The organism is Streptomyces sp. NPDC002446, from assembly GCF_053595675.1.
Window position 1 is genome coordinate 1 of sequence record NZ_JBSFYC010000110.1, and the last position, 17,627, is coordinate 17,627.

The 17,627-nt window shown below is 71.4% G+C and carries 15 protein-coding genes and 1 pseudogene; 10 read left to right on the top strand and 6 right to left on the bottom strand.

The window, feature by feature from the left end; genetic code table 11:
* The 5 genes and pseudogenes from ACWD6P_RS34725 to cynR form a co-directional block, all read right to left on the bottom strand.
* A pseudogene (locus ACWD6P_RS34725) lies at positions 1 to 574 on the bottom strand (sensor histidine kinase); the annotation flags it as partial.
* Positions 575 to 584: 10 nt separating this feature from the next.
* A complete protein-coding gene (locus ACWD6P_RS34730) occupies positions 585 to 1,751 on the bottom strand; it encodes an acyltransferase family protein (protein WP_451448213.1) in 1,167 nt (388 codons plus the stop codon).
* Positions 1,744 to 2,715, bottom strand: a complete 972-nt coding sequence (locus ACWD6P_RS34735) for an alpha/beta hydrolase (RefSeq protein WP_451448200.1) — start codon at positions 2,713 to 2,715, stop codon at positions 1,744 to 1,746. Before ACWD6P_RS34735 ends, ACWD6P_RS34730 begins: the two co-directional genes overlap by 8 nt.
* 147 nt (positions 2,716 to 2,862) lie before the next feature.
* Positions 2,863 to 4,683, bottom strand: coding sequence for a TIGR03767 family metallophosphoesterase (locus tag ACWD6P_RS34740; protein ID WP_451448201.1), 1,821 nt, complete (start codon positions 4,681 to 4,683; stop codon positions 2,863 to 2,865).
* A gap of 167 nt (positions 4,684 to 4,850) precedes the next feature.
* Positions 4,851 to 5,777 carry a transcriptional regulator CynR gene (gene cynR, locus ACWD6P_RS34745; protein WP_451448202.1) on the bottom strand — a complete coding sequence of 309 codons (927 nt, stop codon included), beginning with the start codon at positions 5,775 to 5,777 and terminating at the stop codon, positions 4,851 to 4,853.
* A gap of 135 nt (positions 5,778 to 5,912) precedes the next feature.
* Between cynR and ACWD6P_RS34750 the strand changes: the two genes are divergently transcribed.
* The 7 genes from ACWD6P_RS34750 to ACWD6P_RS34780 all read left to right on the top strand — a co-directional run bounded on the left by ACWD6P_RS34750 (position 5,913) and on the right by ACWD6P_RS34780 (position 14,541).
* The gene (locus ACWD6P_RS34750; RefSeq protein ID WP_451448203.1) at positions 5,913 to 6,551 is read left to right on the top strand and encodes a carbonic anhydrase; all 639 of its coding nucleotides are present in this window, start codon (positions 5,913 to 5,915) and stop codon (positions 6,549 to 6,551) included.
* Positions 6,552 to 6,614: 63 nt separating this feature from the next.
* The gene (cynS, locus tag ACWD6P_RS34755) at positions 6,615 to 7,085 is read left to right on the top strand and encodes a cyanase (protein WP_451448204.1); all 471 of its coding nucleotides are present in this window, start codon (positions 6,615 to 6,617) and stop codon (positions 7,083 to 7,085) included.
* A 258-nt stretch (positions 7,086 to 7,343) separates the two neighbouring features.
* Positions 7,344 to 9,608, top strand: a complete 2,265-nt coding sequence (locus ACWD6P_RS34760) for a HelD family protein (RefSeq protein WP_451448205.1) — start codon at positions 7,344 to 7,346, stop codon at positions 9,606 to 9,608.
* 226 nt (positions 9,609 to 9,834) lie between these two features.
* Entirely contained in the window at positions 9,835 to 10,488 is a 654-nt protein-coding gene (locus ACWD6P_RS34765; RefSeq protein ID WP_451448206.1) for a CAP domain-containing protein, read from the top strand.
* Between the two features lie 139 nt (positions 10,489 to 10,627).
* The gene (locus ACWD6P_RS34770) at positions 10,628 to 11,677 is read left to right on the top strand and encodes an NAD(P)-dependent alcohol dehydrogenase (RefSeq protein WP_451448207.1); all 1,050 of its coding nucleotides are present in this window, start codon (positions 10,628 to 10,630) and stop codon (positions 11,675 to 11,677) included.
* A gap of 38 nt (positions 11,678 to 11,715) precedes the next feature.
* The gene (locus ACWD6P_RS34775) at positions 11,716 to 12,513 is read left to right on the top strand and encodes a DeoR/GlpR family DNA-binding transcription regulator (RefSeq protein WP_451448208.1); all 798 of its coding nucleotides are present in this window, start codon (positions 11,716 to 11,718) and stop codon (positions 12,511 to 12,513) included.
* 303 nt (positions 12,514 to 12,816) lie between these two features.
* Positions 12,817 to 14,541, top strand: a complete 1,725-nt coding sequence (locus tag ACWD6P_RS34780) for a M28 family peptidase (RefSeq protein ID WP_451448214.1) — start codon at positions 12,817 to 12,819, stop codon at positions 14,539 to 14,541.
* 114 nt (positions 14,542 to 14,655) lie between these two features.
* Here ACWD6P_RS34780 and gntA read toward each other — a convergent pair whose 3' ends face one another.
* Complete coding sequence (gntA, locus tag ACWD6P_RS34785) at positions 14,656 to 15,315, bottom strand: guanitoxin biosynthesis heme-dependent pre-guanitoxin N-hydroxylase GntA (protein WP_451448209.1); 660 nt, start codon at positions 15,313 to 15,315, stop codon at positions 14,656 to 14,658.
* 442 nt (positions 15,316 to 15,757) lie between these two features.
* Here gntA and ACWD6P_RS34790 point away from each other — a divergent pair, with 442 nt between their 5' ends.
* The 3 genes from ACWD6P_RS34790 (at position 15,758) to ACWD6P_RS34800 (ending at position 17,480) form a co-directional block, all read left to right on the top strand.
* Complete coding sequence (locus ACWD6P_RS34790; RefSeq protein WP_451448210.1) at positions 15,758 to 16,033, top strand: hypothetical protein; 276 nt, start codon at positions 15,758 to 15,760, stop codon at positions 16,031 to 16,033.
* A gap of 188 nt (positions 16,034 to 16,221) precedes the next feature.
* Positions 16,222 to 16,713 (top strand): DUF6153 family protein, encoded by a 492-nt coding sequence (locus ACWD6P_RS34795; protein WP_451448211.1) that lies wholly within the window; start codon positions 16,222 to 16,224, stop codon positions 16,711 to 16,713.
* A 92-nt stretch (positions 16,714 to 16,805) separates the two neighbouring features.
* Positions 16,806 to 17,480, top strand: a complete 675-nt coding sequence (locus ACWD6P_RS34800; protein ID WP_451448212.1) for a DUF305 domain-containing protein — start codon at positions 16,806 to 16,808, stop codon at positions 17,478 to 17,480.
* Positions 17,481 to 17,627 lie beyond the last annotated feature (147 nt).

The following is a 17,627-nucleotide window of genomic DNA, read 5'->3' on the forward strand; positions in this document are numbered from 1 at the left end:
CCGCGGTCGCGAAGCTCACGGCGCCGAAAGGGAGGTCGTTGTCGCGGCCGGGGGCGGCGAAGGACATGTTGATCAGCCCGGCCAGCACGCTGAGCGCCAGCGCCTCGGCCGCGATGCGGGGGCGGACCCGTAGCGCGAGGAGGAACAGCACGAGGGTGTGCAGCATGATCCCCGCGATGCTCCACGGCCACTGCACGTTGTCGGTGACGACAACCGCCGAGGCCAGCGCGGTCAGGAAGAGCGTGATCGTCGACAGCCACCAGGCGAGAACCGGGCGGGTCATGGCGAGAACGGCGGCAGCCGTCTGGAGCACCAGGAGCAGCAGTACCCGCGTCGGGAGCGTCTCGTCCGGGTGCTGATCGCCGCCGAGCACGTCCTGGTACGCATTGGCGTTGAGCAGCAACATGAGCACCGAGAACAGCACCACATGGACGTGCGGCAGCCACGCCAGCCAGCGCATGCGCGGCAGCGGGTCCCGCGCCACGGTCCACAGATCCGCGCGCAGCGTGCGCAGCGCCACCAGGAGTACGGCCGGCAGCCGCCGTCCCCCGCTTGCCCCGTCCCCCTCGTTCACAAGATCCACTCTAGCCACGCCCCGTGGCGACCGGAACAGAGCGCCGCTTCCGCACGACCCGGCTGCCACCACGGCCCGCCCGCCGCCCCTGTTCGTACGTACCGAACGCGGCCCAGCACACCAGCAGCGCCACCGCGAACACCGGCAGCCAGCCCAGCCGGGCCAGCACCCACCCCGGGCCGTCGGGCACGGTGTGCAGACCGGCCAACGGCCCGCCCGCCAGCAGACCGACCGCCGTCACCGCCATCATCGCGGTCTGATGCCAGAGGAACACCGTCATCGCCGAGAGGTTCAGCAGCGCCACCGCGGCCCACACGGCGGGACGTCGCAGCGCCCGGCGCAGCGGACCGCGCAACAGCAGCGCCGCCCCGCACTGCGCGAGACCGAAGCAGACGGCGGCCAGGGTGGGCGGGTTGAGATTGGACATCCCGGCGCCCGGCACCCCGACCATGGCCGCCGGATAGCCGCCCCACAGCACGAGCGCCGCGGTGGCGGCGGTGCCCCCGGCCAGCAGCACCCAGCCGCTCCTGCGGCCCCGCAGCCCGCCCCTCGCCCAGGACGCACCCAGGCAGTACGGGACCAGCCACCCGGCCACCACATTGGTCCAGCCGAGCCAGGCCGGCCCGCCCAGGCCGAACCGGATCAGATCGACATGCAGAACGACGGCGAGCGGCCACAGCGGGTGCAGCCTGGCCACCAGCGGCGTCGCCGTCGTCAGCACGGCGAAGACCAGCAGGAACCAGAGCGGGGACAGCACCAGCTTCGCCAGCGTCCGTACCGTCTCCAGCCCGACCCCGGACGCCAGCAGCGCCGCGGCCACCCCGCTCCAGACCACCAGCACCGCCGCAACCGGCCGGAACAGCCGCGCCATCCGGACGCCGAGCCACTGCCGGTAGGTCCCGCCCCGGGCCCGCGCGGCGGCGTAACCGCGCGCCCCCGTCTGCCCGCCCACCAGGAAGAAGACCGCCAGGGTCTGGAAGACCCAGGAGACCGGGGCGAGTTGGGGCAGGTAGTGCAGCGGGCTGGCGCCGTGCACGGAGCCGCTGTCCGCGACGAGGGCGGTCACCAGCCAGTGCCCGAGCACCACACCGAGGATGGCGAGCGCGCGGAGGGCGTCGACGGCCCGGTCGCGGCCGGCCGGTGTCGCGGAGTCGATCCGCCGGACGAGGTCACGCAGCACGACGGCGCTCCTCGACCGGAGGCCGTCCGGACACGATCCGGGCGAGGTTCTCCAACGCCGGGGATCCGGGGCGGAGATAGTCGCTGTGGCCGCCGGAGCCCGCGGCGAAGATCCGGGCGCCGAAGGCGGGCGAGAGCGGATCGTCGCCCAATCCGAGCGTGGCGAAGGGGAGGTGGACCTGCCCGTGCGGTACGGCGGCGATCCAGTCGTCGTCGCCGCGGCCGGCCCAGACCGTCGCCCGCGTACGCAGTGCGGCGACGCTGCCGGCGCCGGCCCCGGGGCTGCCGTACAGCACGATGTCCGTCACATCGAGCCCCGGTGCGGCCCGCCCGCAGACGACGGAGCCGTAGGAGTGGCACAGGACGGAGACCCGGGAAGACGGCCGAGCCGCCCTCAACTCAGCTATGAATCGCTGTAGTTGGGGAGCGGCGTCCTTAGCGGCGGCGGGTGTCAGCACCTCGGTGCTCAGCGTGCCGGGGGTCCGATAGCCCAGCCAGGCGATGACGGCCGACCGGCCACCCAGCTCCCGCTGGAGCGCGGTGGCACCGGCCCGGAAGCGCTCGTATGTGTCGAGGCTGGTGTCCGACCCCGGCACGAGTACGGCAATCCGCGCGGCCCGCGCCAGGTCGCCGAGGACCTCGGTGGTGCGGCCCCCGTCGCGGCCGTCGAAGGAGAGGAAGTGCCGGGCGGGAGCCGCCAGGGCGCGCAGCCCGGCGGCCCGCCTCCGGTCGCCGTGTCCTGCGGCCGTCCGCTCCGCCGCGCGGATGCCGTCGCGGTTGACGGCGTACCGCGCGGCGAGGGCACCCGGCGTGGCAACGCGCAGCGGGGCGAGGGCGACGGGGGCGGGCGCCGGCACGGCCGCGGGCCGAGCCGCACCCGCGACGGGCACGGCCACCGAGGCGGCGACGAGAGCGGCGAGCAGGGTACGCAGCAGACGGTGGCCGCGCGGGCGGGACGCCATGAGGGGTGGTCCTTCCGTACCGGAAGACGGTGGTGCTTCCGGTACCGAAGCTATGGATCATGGTGCTTGGTCCACGTCCCGCCAGGGAGCGTACTTGCCGCCTCACTCTCAAGTACTAGGGGTAGGGCCGGGCCCGGGACCCGCGGGTCACGCCCGGCGGACCAGCAGTTCGGTGTTGCGGTCCCCGGCCGCGCCGGCCATCACTTCGTGGACGGCGCCGGGCCGCGGCATGCGGCCGGCGAGACCGGGAGCGTTGTAGGCCAGCTCCCGGTAGAGGGAGGCGAGGCCGACGGCGGACAGGTCGTTGAAGTCCGTGCGGTACGGCGCGGCGGATTCGACGAGCGTGGTGAACAGCGACAGCGTGCCGTCGTGGTTGTCGACCAGTTCGAGGAGCCGTGCGTGCTGGGGGTAGTCGATATGGGAGGCGGTGTTGACCTCCCAGAAGGAGCGGGCGGGGGTGGGATGGGCGTGCGGTGTGATGCGGTTGACGTGGCTGTGCCCGTTGATCCAGGCCACCACGTTCGGGAAGCGGCTCAGCAGGGCGATGACCTCCGCGCCGCCGTGCCGCGTCTCGTCCGTGCGGGCCGCGTCGGGGCGTCGGGTCATGCTCGGGCTGTGGTGGTGGCTGAAGACGAGGAGGTGCGCGTCGTCGCCCGCGGTGTTGCGCACCACCCGGCCGTCCGCGTCGTAGTGCCGAGTGCTGTGGGCGGCCAACGTCCGCTCCAGCCAGCGGAGTTGCTCGGTGCCCAGCGATCCTTCGTAGTGGCCGCTGCGGTAGGTGGTGTCGATGCTGATGCCGACGACTCCGTCCGCGATGGGGAAGGAGTAGTACATCCGCTCGCCGTCCAGGTGGTTCTCGCTGTAGCCGTGCCCGACCGGTCCCGCGCCGGCGAAGGCCGGATCGAGGTGCGCCCGCAGATAGTCGTGCGGCGTGGCCATGCGCCGGCGGGCGTCGGCGGTCACCGTCCGCGCCCTGGCGGCGTTGCGGCGCAGGATCTCCTTGAGCACGCTGCTCTTCGGGTCGTCGCCGGTCTCCAGCACCTTGGCGAAGGCGGCCACGTCGGCGTCCGGCACCGAGAAGAGCTTGCGCGCCCCGGTGATGTAGTCGGCGAGCTGGCGGTCGTCGGGGGACAGGCAACCGCCCGGGAGGTCGTCGTGGTTGCCGGGCGTCGAGTACCACGGAATGCGCAGCCCGGGGCTGGTGACCGGGCGGACGGCGGCATCGAGGAAGCCGGGTATGCGCGGCATCCCGCGCCGCTTGTCCTGGTCGCGCAGGCTGTCGTCGGGATGCCAGTACAGCGGGAGGCCGCAGTTCTGCACGCCCTCGTACGAGGCCGGATCGCCGGTGTTGGGGGTGATCCGGCCCCCGCTCATGAGCGTGAGGAACCACTCCAGCTCGACCATGGAGTGGTTGTCGATGTTGTCCCCCGTGGACATGACGAAGGTCGGCGGCCGGCCGGTGTGGGGGCCGCCGCCGAGCGCGTTGACCTGCTCCACCAGCGAGACCGCGCCCGCCACCGCCAGCGCCTCCTGCCCCCGCCACGAACCCGGGGACCCGGCGCGCAGGAACTCCGTCCGCAACGGGCTCTGCACGTCGGCCACATGCAGATCGGTGAACTGGACGAAGCACGCCAGGGCGGTCCGCCGGTCCCGGCGCGCGGCCCTGGCCGCGGCGAGTTCACCCCGTACGACCAGGGGCCATCCGGGGCCGGGCGAGATGCGCCGGTAGCCAGCGCCGCCGGTGAGCCGCGCGGTGGTCTCCAGGGTCGTGGTTCCGTACGGTGCCGCCCGCCCCGCGCGGGGACGTGCCGACGAGGGGCCGGGACCGCTCTGTGCGCGCCCGGCGGCCGGGTCCGTACCGCTGCGGCGCTGGCGGGGGAGTGCGAGTGCGGCGCCGGTCGCGGCGACGGCGGCACCTGAGGTGAAGAGGAATCGACGACGGTCGCTGGTGATGTGCATGCCGGCCATAGGGCCCTCCGTGCGGTGGCGGGCAGCGCCGGCCACCGCGGTGTCACCATTCGGAATCTCTCATTCCGAACCTTGCGCGATGCGCGTGGCCAGCAGTTGAACGGGCCCGGAACGTGGCACACCGATCGCCCGTCGGTCCCGGTCGAAACGCGCCCCGGCACCGTCGTTCAGTGACCGTTGATCTCCGGGGCGGGGGCGTAGCCACGAGCACGCACATAGTGCCCGGTGAGCTGGGTGAACGCGCGGGCGGCGGCGCTCTGGTAGGCGTTCTCGCGGCGCAGCAGGGTGACGGTACGGGCCGGCAGGGCGGGGTCGAGCCGGAGGGGCGAGAGGCGGGGGTGGTCGTGGGTGACGGCGTCGGGCAGGACGGTGGTCAGGGGAGCGCGCTGGACGATCTCGGTCAGCGCCTGGACGGAGTTCGACTCCACCGCGATGCGCGGCCGCACGTCATGGGCGGCGAAGTAGTCGTCGATATGCCCGCGGGTCGCGAAGTCCCCGCTGAGCAGGGCGAGTCGGCGCTCCGCAGCGTCACGGGGGGACAACGGTTCGGCCCGGTCGCCGCCGGCTGCCCCGGAGCCGACGACCAGGCTGAGCGTTTCGGTGAACAAGGGCGTCGCGGCGATGCCGGGCAGATGCGCGCCGTGGAAGGCGATCCCGAGGTCCAGGTCGTCGGCCAGCAGCCGGGACTCGATGTGGTCCTGCGTCATCTCCCTGACGTCCAGGGTGACGCCGGGATGGCGGGTGTGGAGCTCGGCGGTGAGCGGCCCGATGAGATAGGCGGTGAAGGTCGGCGTGGCCGCCAGCCGCAGGTGTCCCCGGGAGAGGTCGGCCACGTCCAGCACCGCACGTTCGGCGGCCGCCAGGTCCCGCAGCGCCCGGCGGGCGTGGTGCACGTAGACCTCCCCGGCGTCGGTGAGCCGCACGCTGCGCCCCGTACGGTCCAGCAGCTGTGCACCCACCGTGCGCTCCAGCTGTTTGACCTGCTGGGACAGGGTGGGCTGGGAGATCCGCAGGTCCTCGGCCGCGCGGGTGAAGTTGCCGTGCTCGGCGACGGCGAGCAGATAGCGCAGATGACGCAGCTCCGGGGCAGCCATGGAGCCACTATAGAACGCCTATAGATGAAACCAATAGCAGCCATGGAAACTGCGTCTTGGACGCTATAGGTGCAGGTGGTGCACGGTGGACTGCATCAGCCCTCAGGGGCCGCAGCCCACCGAAGGGAGACATCCGTGCCAGACCTCACCGAGGGCGTCGCGCGCTATCAGCGGGACGTCCACCCGGCCAAGGCGGAACTGTTCGCCCGCCTGGCGACCCACCACCGGCCGACGACACTGTTCATCGGCTGCTCCGACGCCCGCGTCGTTCCGGAGCTGATCACCCAGAGCGAGCCGGGCGAGCTGTTCGTCATCCGCACCGCGGGCAACCTTGTCCCCGCCCACACCCCCGGCCCGGACGGGGTCGCGGCCGGCATCGAGTACGCCGTCGCCGTCCTGGGCGTATCCGACATCGTGGTGTGCGGGCACTCCGGCTGCGGCGCGATGACCGCCCTCGCCGAGCACCACGACCTGAGCGCCGCACCGGCGGTCGCCGACTGGCTGCGCCACGCGGACGCCGGCCGGGCCCGCGCCGCGGCCACGGGCGGCGACGGGGAGCCGGTGAGCACCCTCGTACGCGAGAACGTGCTCGCCCAGCTGGCGAACCTCGCCACCCACCCGTCGGTCGCCCGCGCCCGCGCGGCGCGCACGCTCACCCTGCGCGGCTGGGTCTACGACATCGCCACCGGCGCCGTCGAAGGCCTGCATGCCGCACCGGCCGCCGAAGGCCTCGACACCACTGCCACCGGCCGCCGGCCGGTCCCCGCGGCCTGACCCCGCCGCACCGCCCGGCACCGCCCGAACCGAAGAAGCCCGACCGAAAGGAAACCCCTCATCATGGTGCACGCCCAGTTCGACCCCGCCGCCCGCCAGGCCCTCGCCGCCGAAGCCGTGGAAGCCAAGGTGCGCAAGGACCTGTCCTGGCAGCAGATCGCCGAGGCCGCCGGCCTCTCGGTCGCCTTCGTCACCGCCGCCGTCCTCGGCCAGCACGCCCTCCCGGAAGCCGCCGCCCGGTCGGTCGCCGAGCTCCTCGGCCTGGACGACGACGCCGCGATGCTGCTGCAGACCATCCCGACCCGCGGCTCCATACCCGGCGGCATCCCCACCGACCCGACCATCTACCGCTTCTACGAGATGCTCCAGGTCTACGGCACCACCCTCAAGGCGCTGGTCCACGAGCAGTTCGGTGACGGCATCATCAGCGCGATCAACTTCAAGCTGGACGTGCGGAAGGTCGCCGACCCGGAAGGCGGCGAGCGCGCGGTGATCACCCTGGACGGCAAGTACCTGCCGACCAAGCCCTTCTGAGACTCTCCTCGGCACCCTCGGGCCGCCCGCGACCGCTGCGCCACCGGCGATCTCAAGGATTTCCGGGTGTGCATATCAAGGGGACCGGCGACAACTCCGTGACCTGACGGACAACAACCCGCCGCACCAAACAGAAATACCCCGGACCGAATTGACGGCCGGGGTATTTCTCTGCGTATATTGAGGGCTTGTGCGTCTTGCCTGACGCAAAGACACATACCCAATCTTCATTACGAACTCTATCGGACCGGAGTTGAATTGTCAAACGAGGAATTGCAGCGCGAGCAGGAATTCACCGATCTGCTCCATGAACGCCTCGTCGAATTGCGGGACGGCGCCGCGGCAGCGGTACAGCAGGCCCTGCCGCTGGAGGGGAACAACGCTCAGGCGCGGTTGGAGCGCGATGTCATGGTGGCCGAGCAGGCCGGTCTGCTGGCCGCCTTCGAGGCAGGGGAGAACGGGCTGTGCTTCGGCCGCCTGGTGTTCCGCGACGGCCGCGACCATCCCATCGGCCGGATCGGCATCCGCCGCGATGACGCGGACCGCACCCCGCTCGTCATCGACTGGCGAGCCGAGGTCGCCCGCCCCTTCTACCTCGCCACCGGCCACACCCCGATGGGGCTGCGCCGCCGGCGGCACATCACCACGGAGGGCCGGCGGGTCACCGGCCTGCACGACGAGATCCTGGACCTGGCCGACGCCGAACGCACCGGGCACGAGGGCACCGACGCGGACGCCGTGCTGCTGGCCGCCCTCGATGCGGCGCGCACCGGACGGATGCACGACATCGTGCAGACCATCCAGGCCGACCAGGACCGCATCATCCGCGCCCCGCACCACGGCGTCCTCGTCGTGGAGGGCGGACCCGGCACCGGCAAGACCGTCGTCGCGCTGCACCGCGCGGCGTATCTGCTCTATGCGCACCGTGAGCAACTGGCCCGCCGCGCCGTGCTGATCGTGGGCCCCAACCCCGCGTTCCTCAGCTACATCGAGGAGGTGCTGCCCGCCCTCGGCGAGACCGGAGTCCTGCTCGCCACCCTCGGTGAGCTCTTCCCCGGGGTAACCGCGACCGGCACCGACACCGCCGAAGCGGCCGCGGTCAAGGGCGGTGCGGCCATGGCCGACGCGCTGGCGCAGTTCGTCCGCGACCGGCAGGCACTGCCCGACCCCGAGATCGTGATCGAACACGACGACGGTGAACTGCGGCTGGATGCGGACATGGCGTACGAGGCACGCCGCCAGGCCCGCGAGACCGGGCTGCCGCACAACCTCGCCCGCCCCCACTTCGCCTTCCGTGTCATCGACGCGCTCACCGCGCAACTGACCGACCGGATCGGCGCGGACCCCTACGGGGGCCCGAATTTGCTCGGCCCCGACGACATCGCCCAGCTCGGCAAGGCCATCGCCGTCAGCCCCGAAGTGCACCGCGCCATCGAGGAGTTGTGGCCCTCCCTCACACCCCAGCAGCTGGTCGGCGACTTCCTCGCCGACCCCGTCCACCTTCCGGACACGGACGCGGACGCGATCCGTCGCCCGGCCGGCGACACCGACTGGACCCCCGCCGACATCCCCCTGCTGGACGAGGCCGCCGAACTCCTCGGCGAGGACGACGCGGCGGCCCGCGCCGCCGCCGAGGCCGAGCGCCAGGAGCGGATCGCGTACGCACAGGGCGTGCTCGACCTCTCCTACGGCTCCCGCACCCAGGAGTTCGAGGACCGCGACGACGAGGACTCGGAGGTGCTGGCCGCGCACGACCTGGTCGACGCGGAACGCCTCGCCGACCGCCACGAGGAGGCCGACCACCGCAGCGCCGCCGAACGCGCCGCGGCCGACCGCACCTGGGCCTTCGGCCACATCATCGTGGACGAGGCGCAGGAGCTGTCGGCGATGGCGTGGCGGCTGCTGATGCGCCGCTGCCCGACCCGCTCGATGACCCTGGTCGGCGACCCGGCGCAGACCGCGGAGCCGGGCGGCTGCGGCTCGTGGGAGGCGATCCTGGCGCCGTACGTCGACGAGCGCTGGCAGCATGTCAGGCTCGGCGTCAACTACCGTACGCCGACCGAGATCATGGAGCTGGCGGCGCGGGTTCCCCGGTCCGCCGACCCCGCCTTCGCACCGCCTCGCTCGATCCGCGCCACGGGCATACCGCCGTGGGCGCACCACACCGACGACCTGGCGGGCGCGGTGGCGGAGGCCGTCGGACGGGAGACCGATGACGCGGCGGGACGCCTCGCGGTGATCGCCCCGCGCTCGCTGCACACGGCCCTGCTCACCGCACTCCCGGCCGCCTCCGCCGGCGCCTCCCCGGATCTGACCAGCCCGGTGGTGCTGATCGACCCGAGGCAGGCCAAGGGGCTGGAGTTCGACACCGTGATCGTGGTGGAACCGGGGGAGTTCGGGCCGAGCGACCTGTACGTCGCGCTCACCAGGGCGACACAGCGACTGGGCGTCGTCCATACGCGGCCACTGCCGGAGGCGCTGGGGACACTCGCGCCGGCGGACACCGCCGCACCCGGCCGGTGATGCGTCGCGGTCCGTCCCGGCTTGCCGGTCGGTGTCCGTGACGAGTCCGGGGTACCGCGGGCGCGTGCTGTCCGCGCGCCCCGGTATTGCCCCGCACGACTCCTGAGCCGTGGCATGGACGGAGCCGTCCCTGGCAAGGCATGACCCGCCCACCGCACCACCTCCGCGGTGGGCAGGCCCATCCCGGCCGCTCCGTCCAGCCCGTCGCGCAAAAGGGAGGTTCGGCATGCCCGGACAGCACCGACGGCACCAGTGCCGTACCCAGTGCCGGACGCACCATCGCCGTACCCGTACCCGTACCCGTACTCGTACTCGTAACCGGACCAAGCACCGCGCCATAAAAGCCGCGATCGCCACCGTGACCGGCGCGGTCCTGGGCGCCGCGGGCCTCGACGCGGCCACGGCCACCGAGGCCCCGCTCCCCGGCGCCGCATCCGCTGCTTCCGCCGCTGTCTCCGCTTCTGCTTCCGTCCCGGCCCCTGCTTCTGCCGACCCAACTGCCTACGCGCACCAGGTCGTACGGCTGGTGAACGAGGAGCGCGCGGGCCACGGGTGCCCGCCCGTACGGTGGAACGCCACGCTGCAGCGGGCCGCGCAACGCCACTCCGACGACATGGCCGCGCGCCGCTTCTTCGAGCACACCAACCCCGACGGCGTCGGTCCGGGGGAGCGGATCACCGCGGCCGGCTACGAGTGGTCCTCCTACGGCGAGAACATCTCCGTCGGCCGGGCGACGCCCTCGGAGGTCATGAAGGCCTGGATGAACAGCCCCGGTCATCGCGGCAACATCCTGCAGTGCGACCTGGCGGACCTCGGCGTCGGCATCCACTTCGGCATCGGCGGGCCGTGGTGGACGCAGGACTTCGCCAGCCCCCGTTGACGACGATGGCGCCCGCTACCTCTCTCACCCATACTCAATTCTTCTCATATTTTGTGCGAGGACAAGGCTGTCTTGTTAAAAAAGGAGGCGTTACTGTGCTGCCCCCACCCGTCTGAGCCCAGGGAGCCGTGAGCCCGCCATGCCCGCCACGACCGCCACCTCCGCGACTCCCGCGACCATGCGTGCCGCCGTACTGCACGGTCCCGAGCGCCTGAGGATCGAAGAACGCCCCGTCCCCGCCCCCGGCCCCGGCGAAGTGCTGGTCCGTGTCGAGGCGGTCGGCACCTGCGGCTCGGATGTGCACTACTACCGGCACGGACGCATCGGCGACTTCGCCGTACGGGAGCCCCTCGTCCTGGGGCACGAAGCGGCCGGCACGGTCGTCGCCCGCGGCCCGGGGGCCGACGCGGGCCGGATCGGCCGGCGGGTCTCCATCGAGCCGGGCACCCCCTGCGGCAGCTGCGGCGAATGCCGTCCGGGCCGCTACAACCTCTGCCCGGACATGCGGTTCCTGGCCACCCCGCCGATCGACGGCGCGTTCTGCGAGTACCTCGCCGTGCGTCAGGACTTCGCCCACGAGGTCCCCGACTCCCTGACCATGGAGGAGGCCGCCCTGCTGGAGCCGCTCTCGGTGGCCGTCTGGGCCTGCCGCAAGGCCCGCGTCGCCCCCGGTGACCGCGTCCTGATCACCGGCGCGGGACCCATCGGCCTGGTCGCCGCCCAGACCGCACAGGCCTTCGGCGCGCGCGACGTACTCGTCACCGACGTCCTTGCGCACCGCCTCGAACTGGCCCGGGAGACCGGCGCCACCACCCTCGACGTCTCCCGCACACCCCTGCGCGAAGCGGAGTACACGCCCACGGTCCTGCTGGAGTGCTCCGGCGTCCCCGAGGTGAGCGCTGCGGCGATCCGCACCGTGGCGCGGGCCGGACGCGTCGTCCTCGTCGGGATGGGTGGGGCCGAGATCCCGCTGCCGCTGAGCCGGGTGCAGAACTACGAGCTGGAACTGACCGGCACCTTCCGCTACGCCCACACCTGGCCCACCGCGACGGCGCTGGTGGAGTCGGGCGCGGTCCGGCTCGACTCCCTGATCTCCCACCGTTACGGTCTTGCCGAGGCTGAGAGCGCACTGACCGTCGCCACCCGCGACGCGACCGCCGTCAAGGCCGTCATCCACCCGCAGCGGTAGGCCGTGCCGCCGCTGCCCACCGGAAAGGGGCGGCCCCGATGGCTTCCGCACGGTCGTCGCTGGCCGAGGTCGACCGGCGACGGCAGGACGTACTGGCCCATGTCGTCGAACACGGAGAGGTCCGCATCGACGAACTGGCCAGGCACTTCGGGGTCAGCCTCGCGACCATGCACCGCGATCTGGACCAGCTCGCCGAACGCCGTCTGCTGCGCAAGGAACGCGGCCGCGCCGCCCCGTTCCCGACCCTCACCATGGAGACCGCGACCCGCTTCCGGATCGGTGTGAACCGTGCCGTGAAGGAGGCGCTGTGCGCCGCCGTCGCCGACGAGATCCGCCCCGGCAGCACCGTCGTGCTGGACGACTCGACCACGGTCTTCCCGCTCGCGGCCCACCTGGCCCGCACCGAAGCGGTCGCCGTGGTCACCAACTCCCTCGGCGTTGCCCGGCTGTTCGACGAGGCGCCGGGTGTCGACGTCACCCTCCTGGGCGGCCGCTACCGCGGTGAGTACGGCTCCTGCGTCGGCCCCGACGTACTGCGCGCCCTCGGCCGTATCCGCGCCGACCTCGCGGTGATGTCGGCCGTATCCGTCCTGGGCGGGCGGCTCTTCCACCCGATGCGTGAGTACGCGGACATCAAGGACGCCATGCTGGACTGCGCGCAGCGCTCCCTGCTCCTGGTGGACCACACCAAGTTCGGCAAGACCGCCACCCACGCCTACAGCGACGTCGCCCGCTACGACCGGGTGGTCACCGACCACGCCACGCCGCCCGGCGAGTTGGCCGAGCTGCGCCGACTGGGCGTGACCGTCGACGTGGTGGACGTGACCGACGCCTGACGGCGCGCTGCGCTTACGAAGAGTGCCCGGATATCGGGCGGCGCCTGCCATTTTCCGACAAACAAGTCTCCGTGCAGGAACTTCCGTTGACGCCGCACCCGTCGCGGTGTGATGGTACGGCCGCTCGGGTCATGGACATGTCGCCATCCTGTCGTGCAGTGCCCCACTCGTCGGAGCCGGCAGGAGGACGGCAGGACGCTGCCGCGACCCGGTGTCCCACCAGAACCTCCGTCGGCAGAACGCAGCATGATCCACTCGCTACCCCCTCAAGGAGCCATCCTCATGGTGTTTCGAAGACTCGTGGTGGCCGGGATATCCCTCGCCGCCACTCTTGCGACGACCGTCCTGGCCACGGCCCCCACGGCCACGGCCACCCCGCAGACCGTCCTCGGCGGAGTACGGCTCAGCGCCGCCGCCCCCGACATCGACGTGGCCAAGGTCCAGGCACACCTCACCGAGCTGAACAACATCGCGGCCCGCAACGGCGGCCACCGCAAGTCCACCGGGCAGGGCTACCGGGACTCCGTCGCCTACGTCAAGAACAAGCTGCAGGCGGCCGGTTACACCGTCACCGAGCAGCCCTGCACCTCCGGCTGCTCCTCCGGAGCCGGACCCAACCTGATCGCCGAGTGGCCCAAGGGCGACGCCGGAACGGTGTACATGTTCGGCTCCCACCTCGACAGCGTGGGCGCCGGGCCGGGCATCAACGACAACGGCTCCGGTTCGAGTGCGCTCCTGGAGAACGCGCTCACTCTCGCCGAGCAGAACCCGGCCATGGCCGCCCGGGTCCGCTTCGGCTGGTGGACGGACGAGGAGCAGGGCCTCAACGGCTCCGACTTCTACGTCAACTCCCTCTCGTCCGCCGAGCGTTCAAGGATCAAGGCGTACTACAACTTCGACATGGTCGCCTCGACCAACGGCGGCTACTTCATCAACCACCTCAACTCCACCGCCGCCCAGCCGATGAAGGCGTACTGGGACTCCCTCGGCCTCCAGCCGGAGGAGAACACCGAGGGCGCCGGCCGCTCCGACGACTACTCGTTCCAGCAGGCGGGCATCGCGACCTCCGGATACGCGATGGGAGCCGGCGCCAGAAAGACCTCCGCGCAGGCGGCCAAGTGGGGCGGCACCGCGGGCCGTTCCTATGACCCCTGCTACCACCAGTCCTGTGACACCACCAGCAACATCAACAGCACCGGACTGAACCGCAGTGCGGACGGGATCGCCGCCACCCTGTGGAAGCTCGCCGTCACCGACACCGCCCCGGCGAACGACTTCTCCCTGGCCGCCGCACCCGCCTCCGGCAGCGTCGAACCGGGCGCCTCGGCCACCAGCACCGTCTCGACGGCGACCACCAAGGGCTCCGCCCAGACGGTGAAGCTGTCGGCGTCGGGCGCCCCGGCGGGCGTGACCGTCTCCTTCAGCCCCGACGCGGTGACGTCCGGCGGCAGCTCCGCCATGACCGTCGCCACGACGCCGAACGCGGCCCCGGGCACCTACCCGCTCACCATCACGGGCACCGGGTCCGTCACGCACACCACCACCTTCACCCTGACGGTCAAGGGGACCGGCAGCTGCACCAGCCAGCAGCTCCTCGCCAACGGGGGGTTCGAGAGCGGCACCTCGCCCTGGACGGGAGACACCGGGGCAATCGGCGCCCACTCGGGCCAGTCCGCCCACAGCGGCAGCAGGTTCGCCTGGCTCGGCGGCTACGGCTCCTCCGCCACCGACTCCCTCAGCCAGCCGGTGACCGTGCCGGCCGGATGCAGCCGAGCCACCTTGACCTACTGGCTGCACATCGACACCGGTGAGACCGACCACGTCGCCTACGACACCTTCAAGGTGAAGGTGGGCAGCACGACCCTGGCGACCTTCTCCAACACCGACGCAGCGAACGGCTACACCCAGCGCACCCTGGACCTGAGCCGTTACGTCGGTCAGCAGATCACCCTGACCTTCACCGCCGCCGAAGACGCCAGCCTCCAGACCAGCTTCGTCATCGACGACGCGGCCCTGCACACCGGCTGACCTCCGGCTGCCCGGAGGGCAACCGGCGACCGGAGGGGCAAGGCGCGGCAGACCAGCACCTTGCCCCTCTGGCAGGTTCCGGGTGAAGGACCGGCCTGACTCATCGGGCAGGCCCTAGACCCGGGCGGTGAACGGGCAGGACCAGTCCGCCGGCTTGCGGCGGCCCGAGTAGCGCCGGGCCTCGGAGAGCTGCTCGTACTCCACGAGGTTCGGGTTGATGTCGCCCTGCAGCTCGATGTCCTGTTTGCGTATTTTCTCCTGGAGCCGGTCCCACAGGCCGGCGGCCTTGATCCGGTTGAACTGGGCGTGGGAGTTGAAGGCCAGCATCGGGAACGGCGGGCGGCGACCGATCCGGCTGTGTGTCTCGTGCAGTCCGATCACGAAGAACGGGTGCCCGGCCACGCTGTACGCGAAGGCCTCGGACGAGGGGTCCGGGTCGTAGCCGTCGGCCCAGGGGTGGGAGCGGCTGTCGTGGTCGTGCACGGCCTGCAGCTGCTGCCACATCAGGTCCTCGAACTCGGTGTCCGGCACGTTCAAGGGGCCCGAGAAGGTGGCGACGAAGCTGGTGAAGGGCTTGGCGTCCCAGTCCACGCCCTTCACGTAGGCGTGCAGGTCATCCGCCATCTGCCGGGCGGCCGTGTCGTCCCCGAGCCATGTGTAGTGATGATGGGTGATGCCGCCCTGTCGCCATGCCGAACGGCCGGCCAGGCAGGGAAAGGCATTGCCGAGCAGGAACTGGCCGACCTCAGTGGCGGCGGAGGCGTCAACCGTCATGTTCGTGACCTTCGGTGAGGGGGCATCGCCCGTGGTGGGGGCCCTGGCCGTGGGGGGACCATGGCAGTGAAGATCGGACATGGCCGGTTCGTCAAGAGACGACCGGACGGGGCCCGGGTGTGCGCCCTCGCCAGCGGCGACGGACCTCATCGCCGCGCCCGCACCCGCCCCGCGCCCGCCGCCCCGCTCCGTGTTCGGACGTACACGGAGCGCCCACCGTTGACCTCCCCGCGCGCCGTATCTACGCTCGAAAGTGACATCTGTTTGAGACTGCAACGAAGAGTGCAGCGATGTCAGCGAAGCAGGTCGGAGTCCTGCGACGCCGCCCCCGCCTGGTGCGTCAGGGCCTCGCGCGTTCCCGGCGCACAGCGGTGAGGCCAGGAGAACTCCACATTGACGAGCCGATGGATCGGCAACGCACCAACCCCGAGAGGGGACGATCATGCGCGCGAAGACCAGGACCCACCGCATAGCGGCAGCACTGTGCACAGTGCCCTTCCTCGTACTCGCCGGGGCCGGCGCCGCCAGCGCGGCTCCCGCCTCCGCACCGGCAGCCGCGCCTTCCCATGTCTCCAACAGCGGATGGAGCTGCGACGACTGGGATTGGGACGACGACGACTGCTACGACGGCTACGGCCACCACCACCGCCACTACGACCACGACCACGGATACGGCCACGGCTTCTACGGATTCCGTGTCATTGTCTTCTCCCGCTGATCATCCCGAGCGGTGAGATCCCCGAAGACATTCACCGCAGGGGGCCGCCCTGAAGGGCCGGCCCCCTGCTCCTGTGCCGCACGGAACGATCCGATGGCGTAGGCCAGTTGCCCAAAGCCCCCCGGCAGCGCTCTCACATCGAGTGCTCGGGTAGGGTCGCTCGTGGGTTCGACAGCGGAGATCATGACGTGAGTGCGCAGCGCAGGATGCGGGCGGTGGGTGCCTATGGGCATCTGCTGCTCGTCGTCGTGCTCGCACTGGGCGTCTTCGTGATGCACACGGTGGGCCATCCCGACAGCTCCTCCGGCTCGACCCTGCACGGGTCCGCCGCGGGCGCGACGGCCCACGGCTCCGCGGGCGCGACGGCCGCCCACAGCGCCATGGCTCCCATGGCCATGGCCACTCCGGCGCAGGCGCGAGCGGTCGAGGCCGAAGCCTCGGCGCACTCCTCGGACCACGACAAGAAGGCGTCCTCGCACGGTCCGGGGATGCGGATGGACATGGCCTCCCTGTGCGTGGCCGTGCTCGGTGGCTGGATCCTCGCCGGACTGCTGCGGGCGGTGCTCGGCCGCCGTACGGACTGGCTCGTACGGCTCCGCGTCGGCGCCATGGCCGCACTGCGCCCCAACCCGCCACCCCCCAGACCGGACCTCGCGCAACTGTCGATCCTGCGGATCTAGGCCGAACGCCGCCGCGGGCGCCGAGCGCTGCCCGCACATCGCCCCGTTCGCCAACGATTCCGCAGATCAGAACAGACAACACGAGGTGTGACATGACCTCCATCAAGCATGCCGTGCGGCGTCCGTCCACCCGCCGTATCGCCGTGGCCGGCGCCGTTGCCGCGGCCGGGCTGGTGCTCGCCGCCTGTGGCAACGGTGACGGCGCCACGAGCCACAACGGCCACGGGAGCAAGCCGTCCGCGACGGCCACCCAGGGGACTGGCGCCCACGCCGCCCCGGGCGCGTTCAATGACGCGGATGTGATGTTCGCGCAGATGATGATCCCGCACCATGAGCAGGCCCTCGCCATGTCCAAGCTGGCCGACGGCCGGGCCCGGGACGCGGAGATCAAGCGCCTCTCCGGGGAGATCGCGAAGGCCCAGGGGCCGGAGATCCAGAAGATGAAGTCCTGGCTCAAGGGGTGGGGCAAGCCCGCATCGGCCGGGTCCATGCCCGGCATGGACCACGGATCCCACTCCATGGACGGCTCCGGTATGGCCGGGATGATGTCCGACAAGGACATGGCGGAGCTGAAGGCCGCCAAGGGCGAGGACTTCGACAAGAAGTTCGCGCGGATGATGATCGGCCATCACAACGGCGCGATCGACATGGCCAAGAAGGAGCAGAAGAACGGTAGGAACGCGACGGCGAAGAAGCTGGCCGACGACGTGGTCAAGGGCCAGTCATCCGAAGTCAGTCAGCTGAACAAGATCCTCGACCGGCTCTGACTGACTGGCTGACGGGCTGGCTGTCCCGGATCTGACCGGCTGGCCGTCACTACCACCTTCTCCGAGAGCGACCTCGGCAACTACACCCTGGAGTACCTCAAGAACGATTGGTACATCACCGACTGAACCCAGCACGCCGCGCGCGGA

Coding starts and splice junctions, on each gene's coding strand:
- ACWD6P_RS34735 (WP_451448200.1), bottom strand. CDS start 2,715: ATGGCGTCCCGCCCGCGCGGCCACCGTCTGCTGCGTACCCTGCTCGCC.
- ACWD6P_RS34740 (WP_451448201.1), bottom strand. CDS start 4,683: ATGGCCGGCATGCACATCACCAGCGACCGTCGTCGATTCCTCTTCACC.
- cynR (WP_451448202.1), bottom strand. CDS start 5,777: ATGGCTGCCCCGGAGCTGCGTCATCTGCGCTATCTGCTCGCCGTCGCC.
- cynS (WP_451448204.1), top strand. CDS start 6,615: ATGGTGCACGCCCAGTTCGACCCCGCCGCCCGCCAGGCCCTCGCCGCC.
- ACWD6P_RS34765 (WP_451448206.1), top strand. CDS start 9,835: ATGCCCGGACAGCACCGACGGCACCAGTGCCGTACCCAGTGCCGGACG.
- ACWD6P_RS34770 (WP_451448207.1), top strand. CDS start 10,628: ATGCCCGCCACGACCGCCACCTCCGCGACTCCCGCGACCATGCGTGCC.
- ACWD6P_RS34775 (WP_451448208.1), top strand. CDS start 11,716: ATGGCTTCCGCACGGTCGTCGCTGGCCGAGGTCGACCGGCGACGGCAG.
- gntA (WP_451448209.1), bottom strand. CDS start 15,315: ATGACGGTTGACGCCTCCGCCGCCACTGAGGTCGGCCAGTTCCTGCTC.
- ACWD6P_RS34790 (WP_451448210.1), top strand. CDS start 15,758: ATGCGCGCGAAGACCAGGACCCACCGCATAGCGGCAGCACTGTGCACA.
- ACWD6P_RS34800 (WP_451448212.1), top strand. CDS start 16,806: ATGACCTCCATCAAGCATGCCGTGCGGCGTCCGTCCACCCGCCGTATC.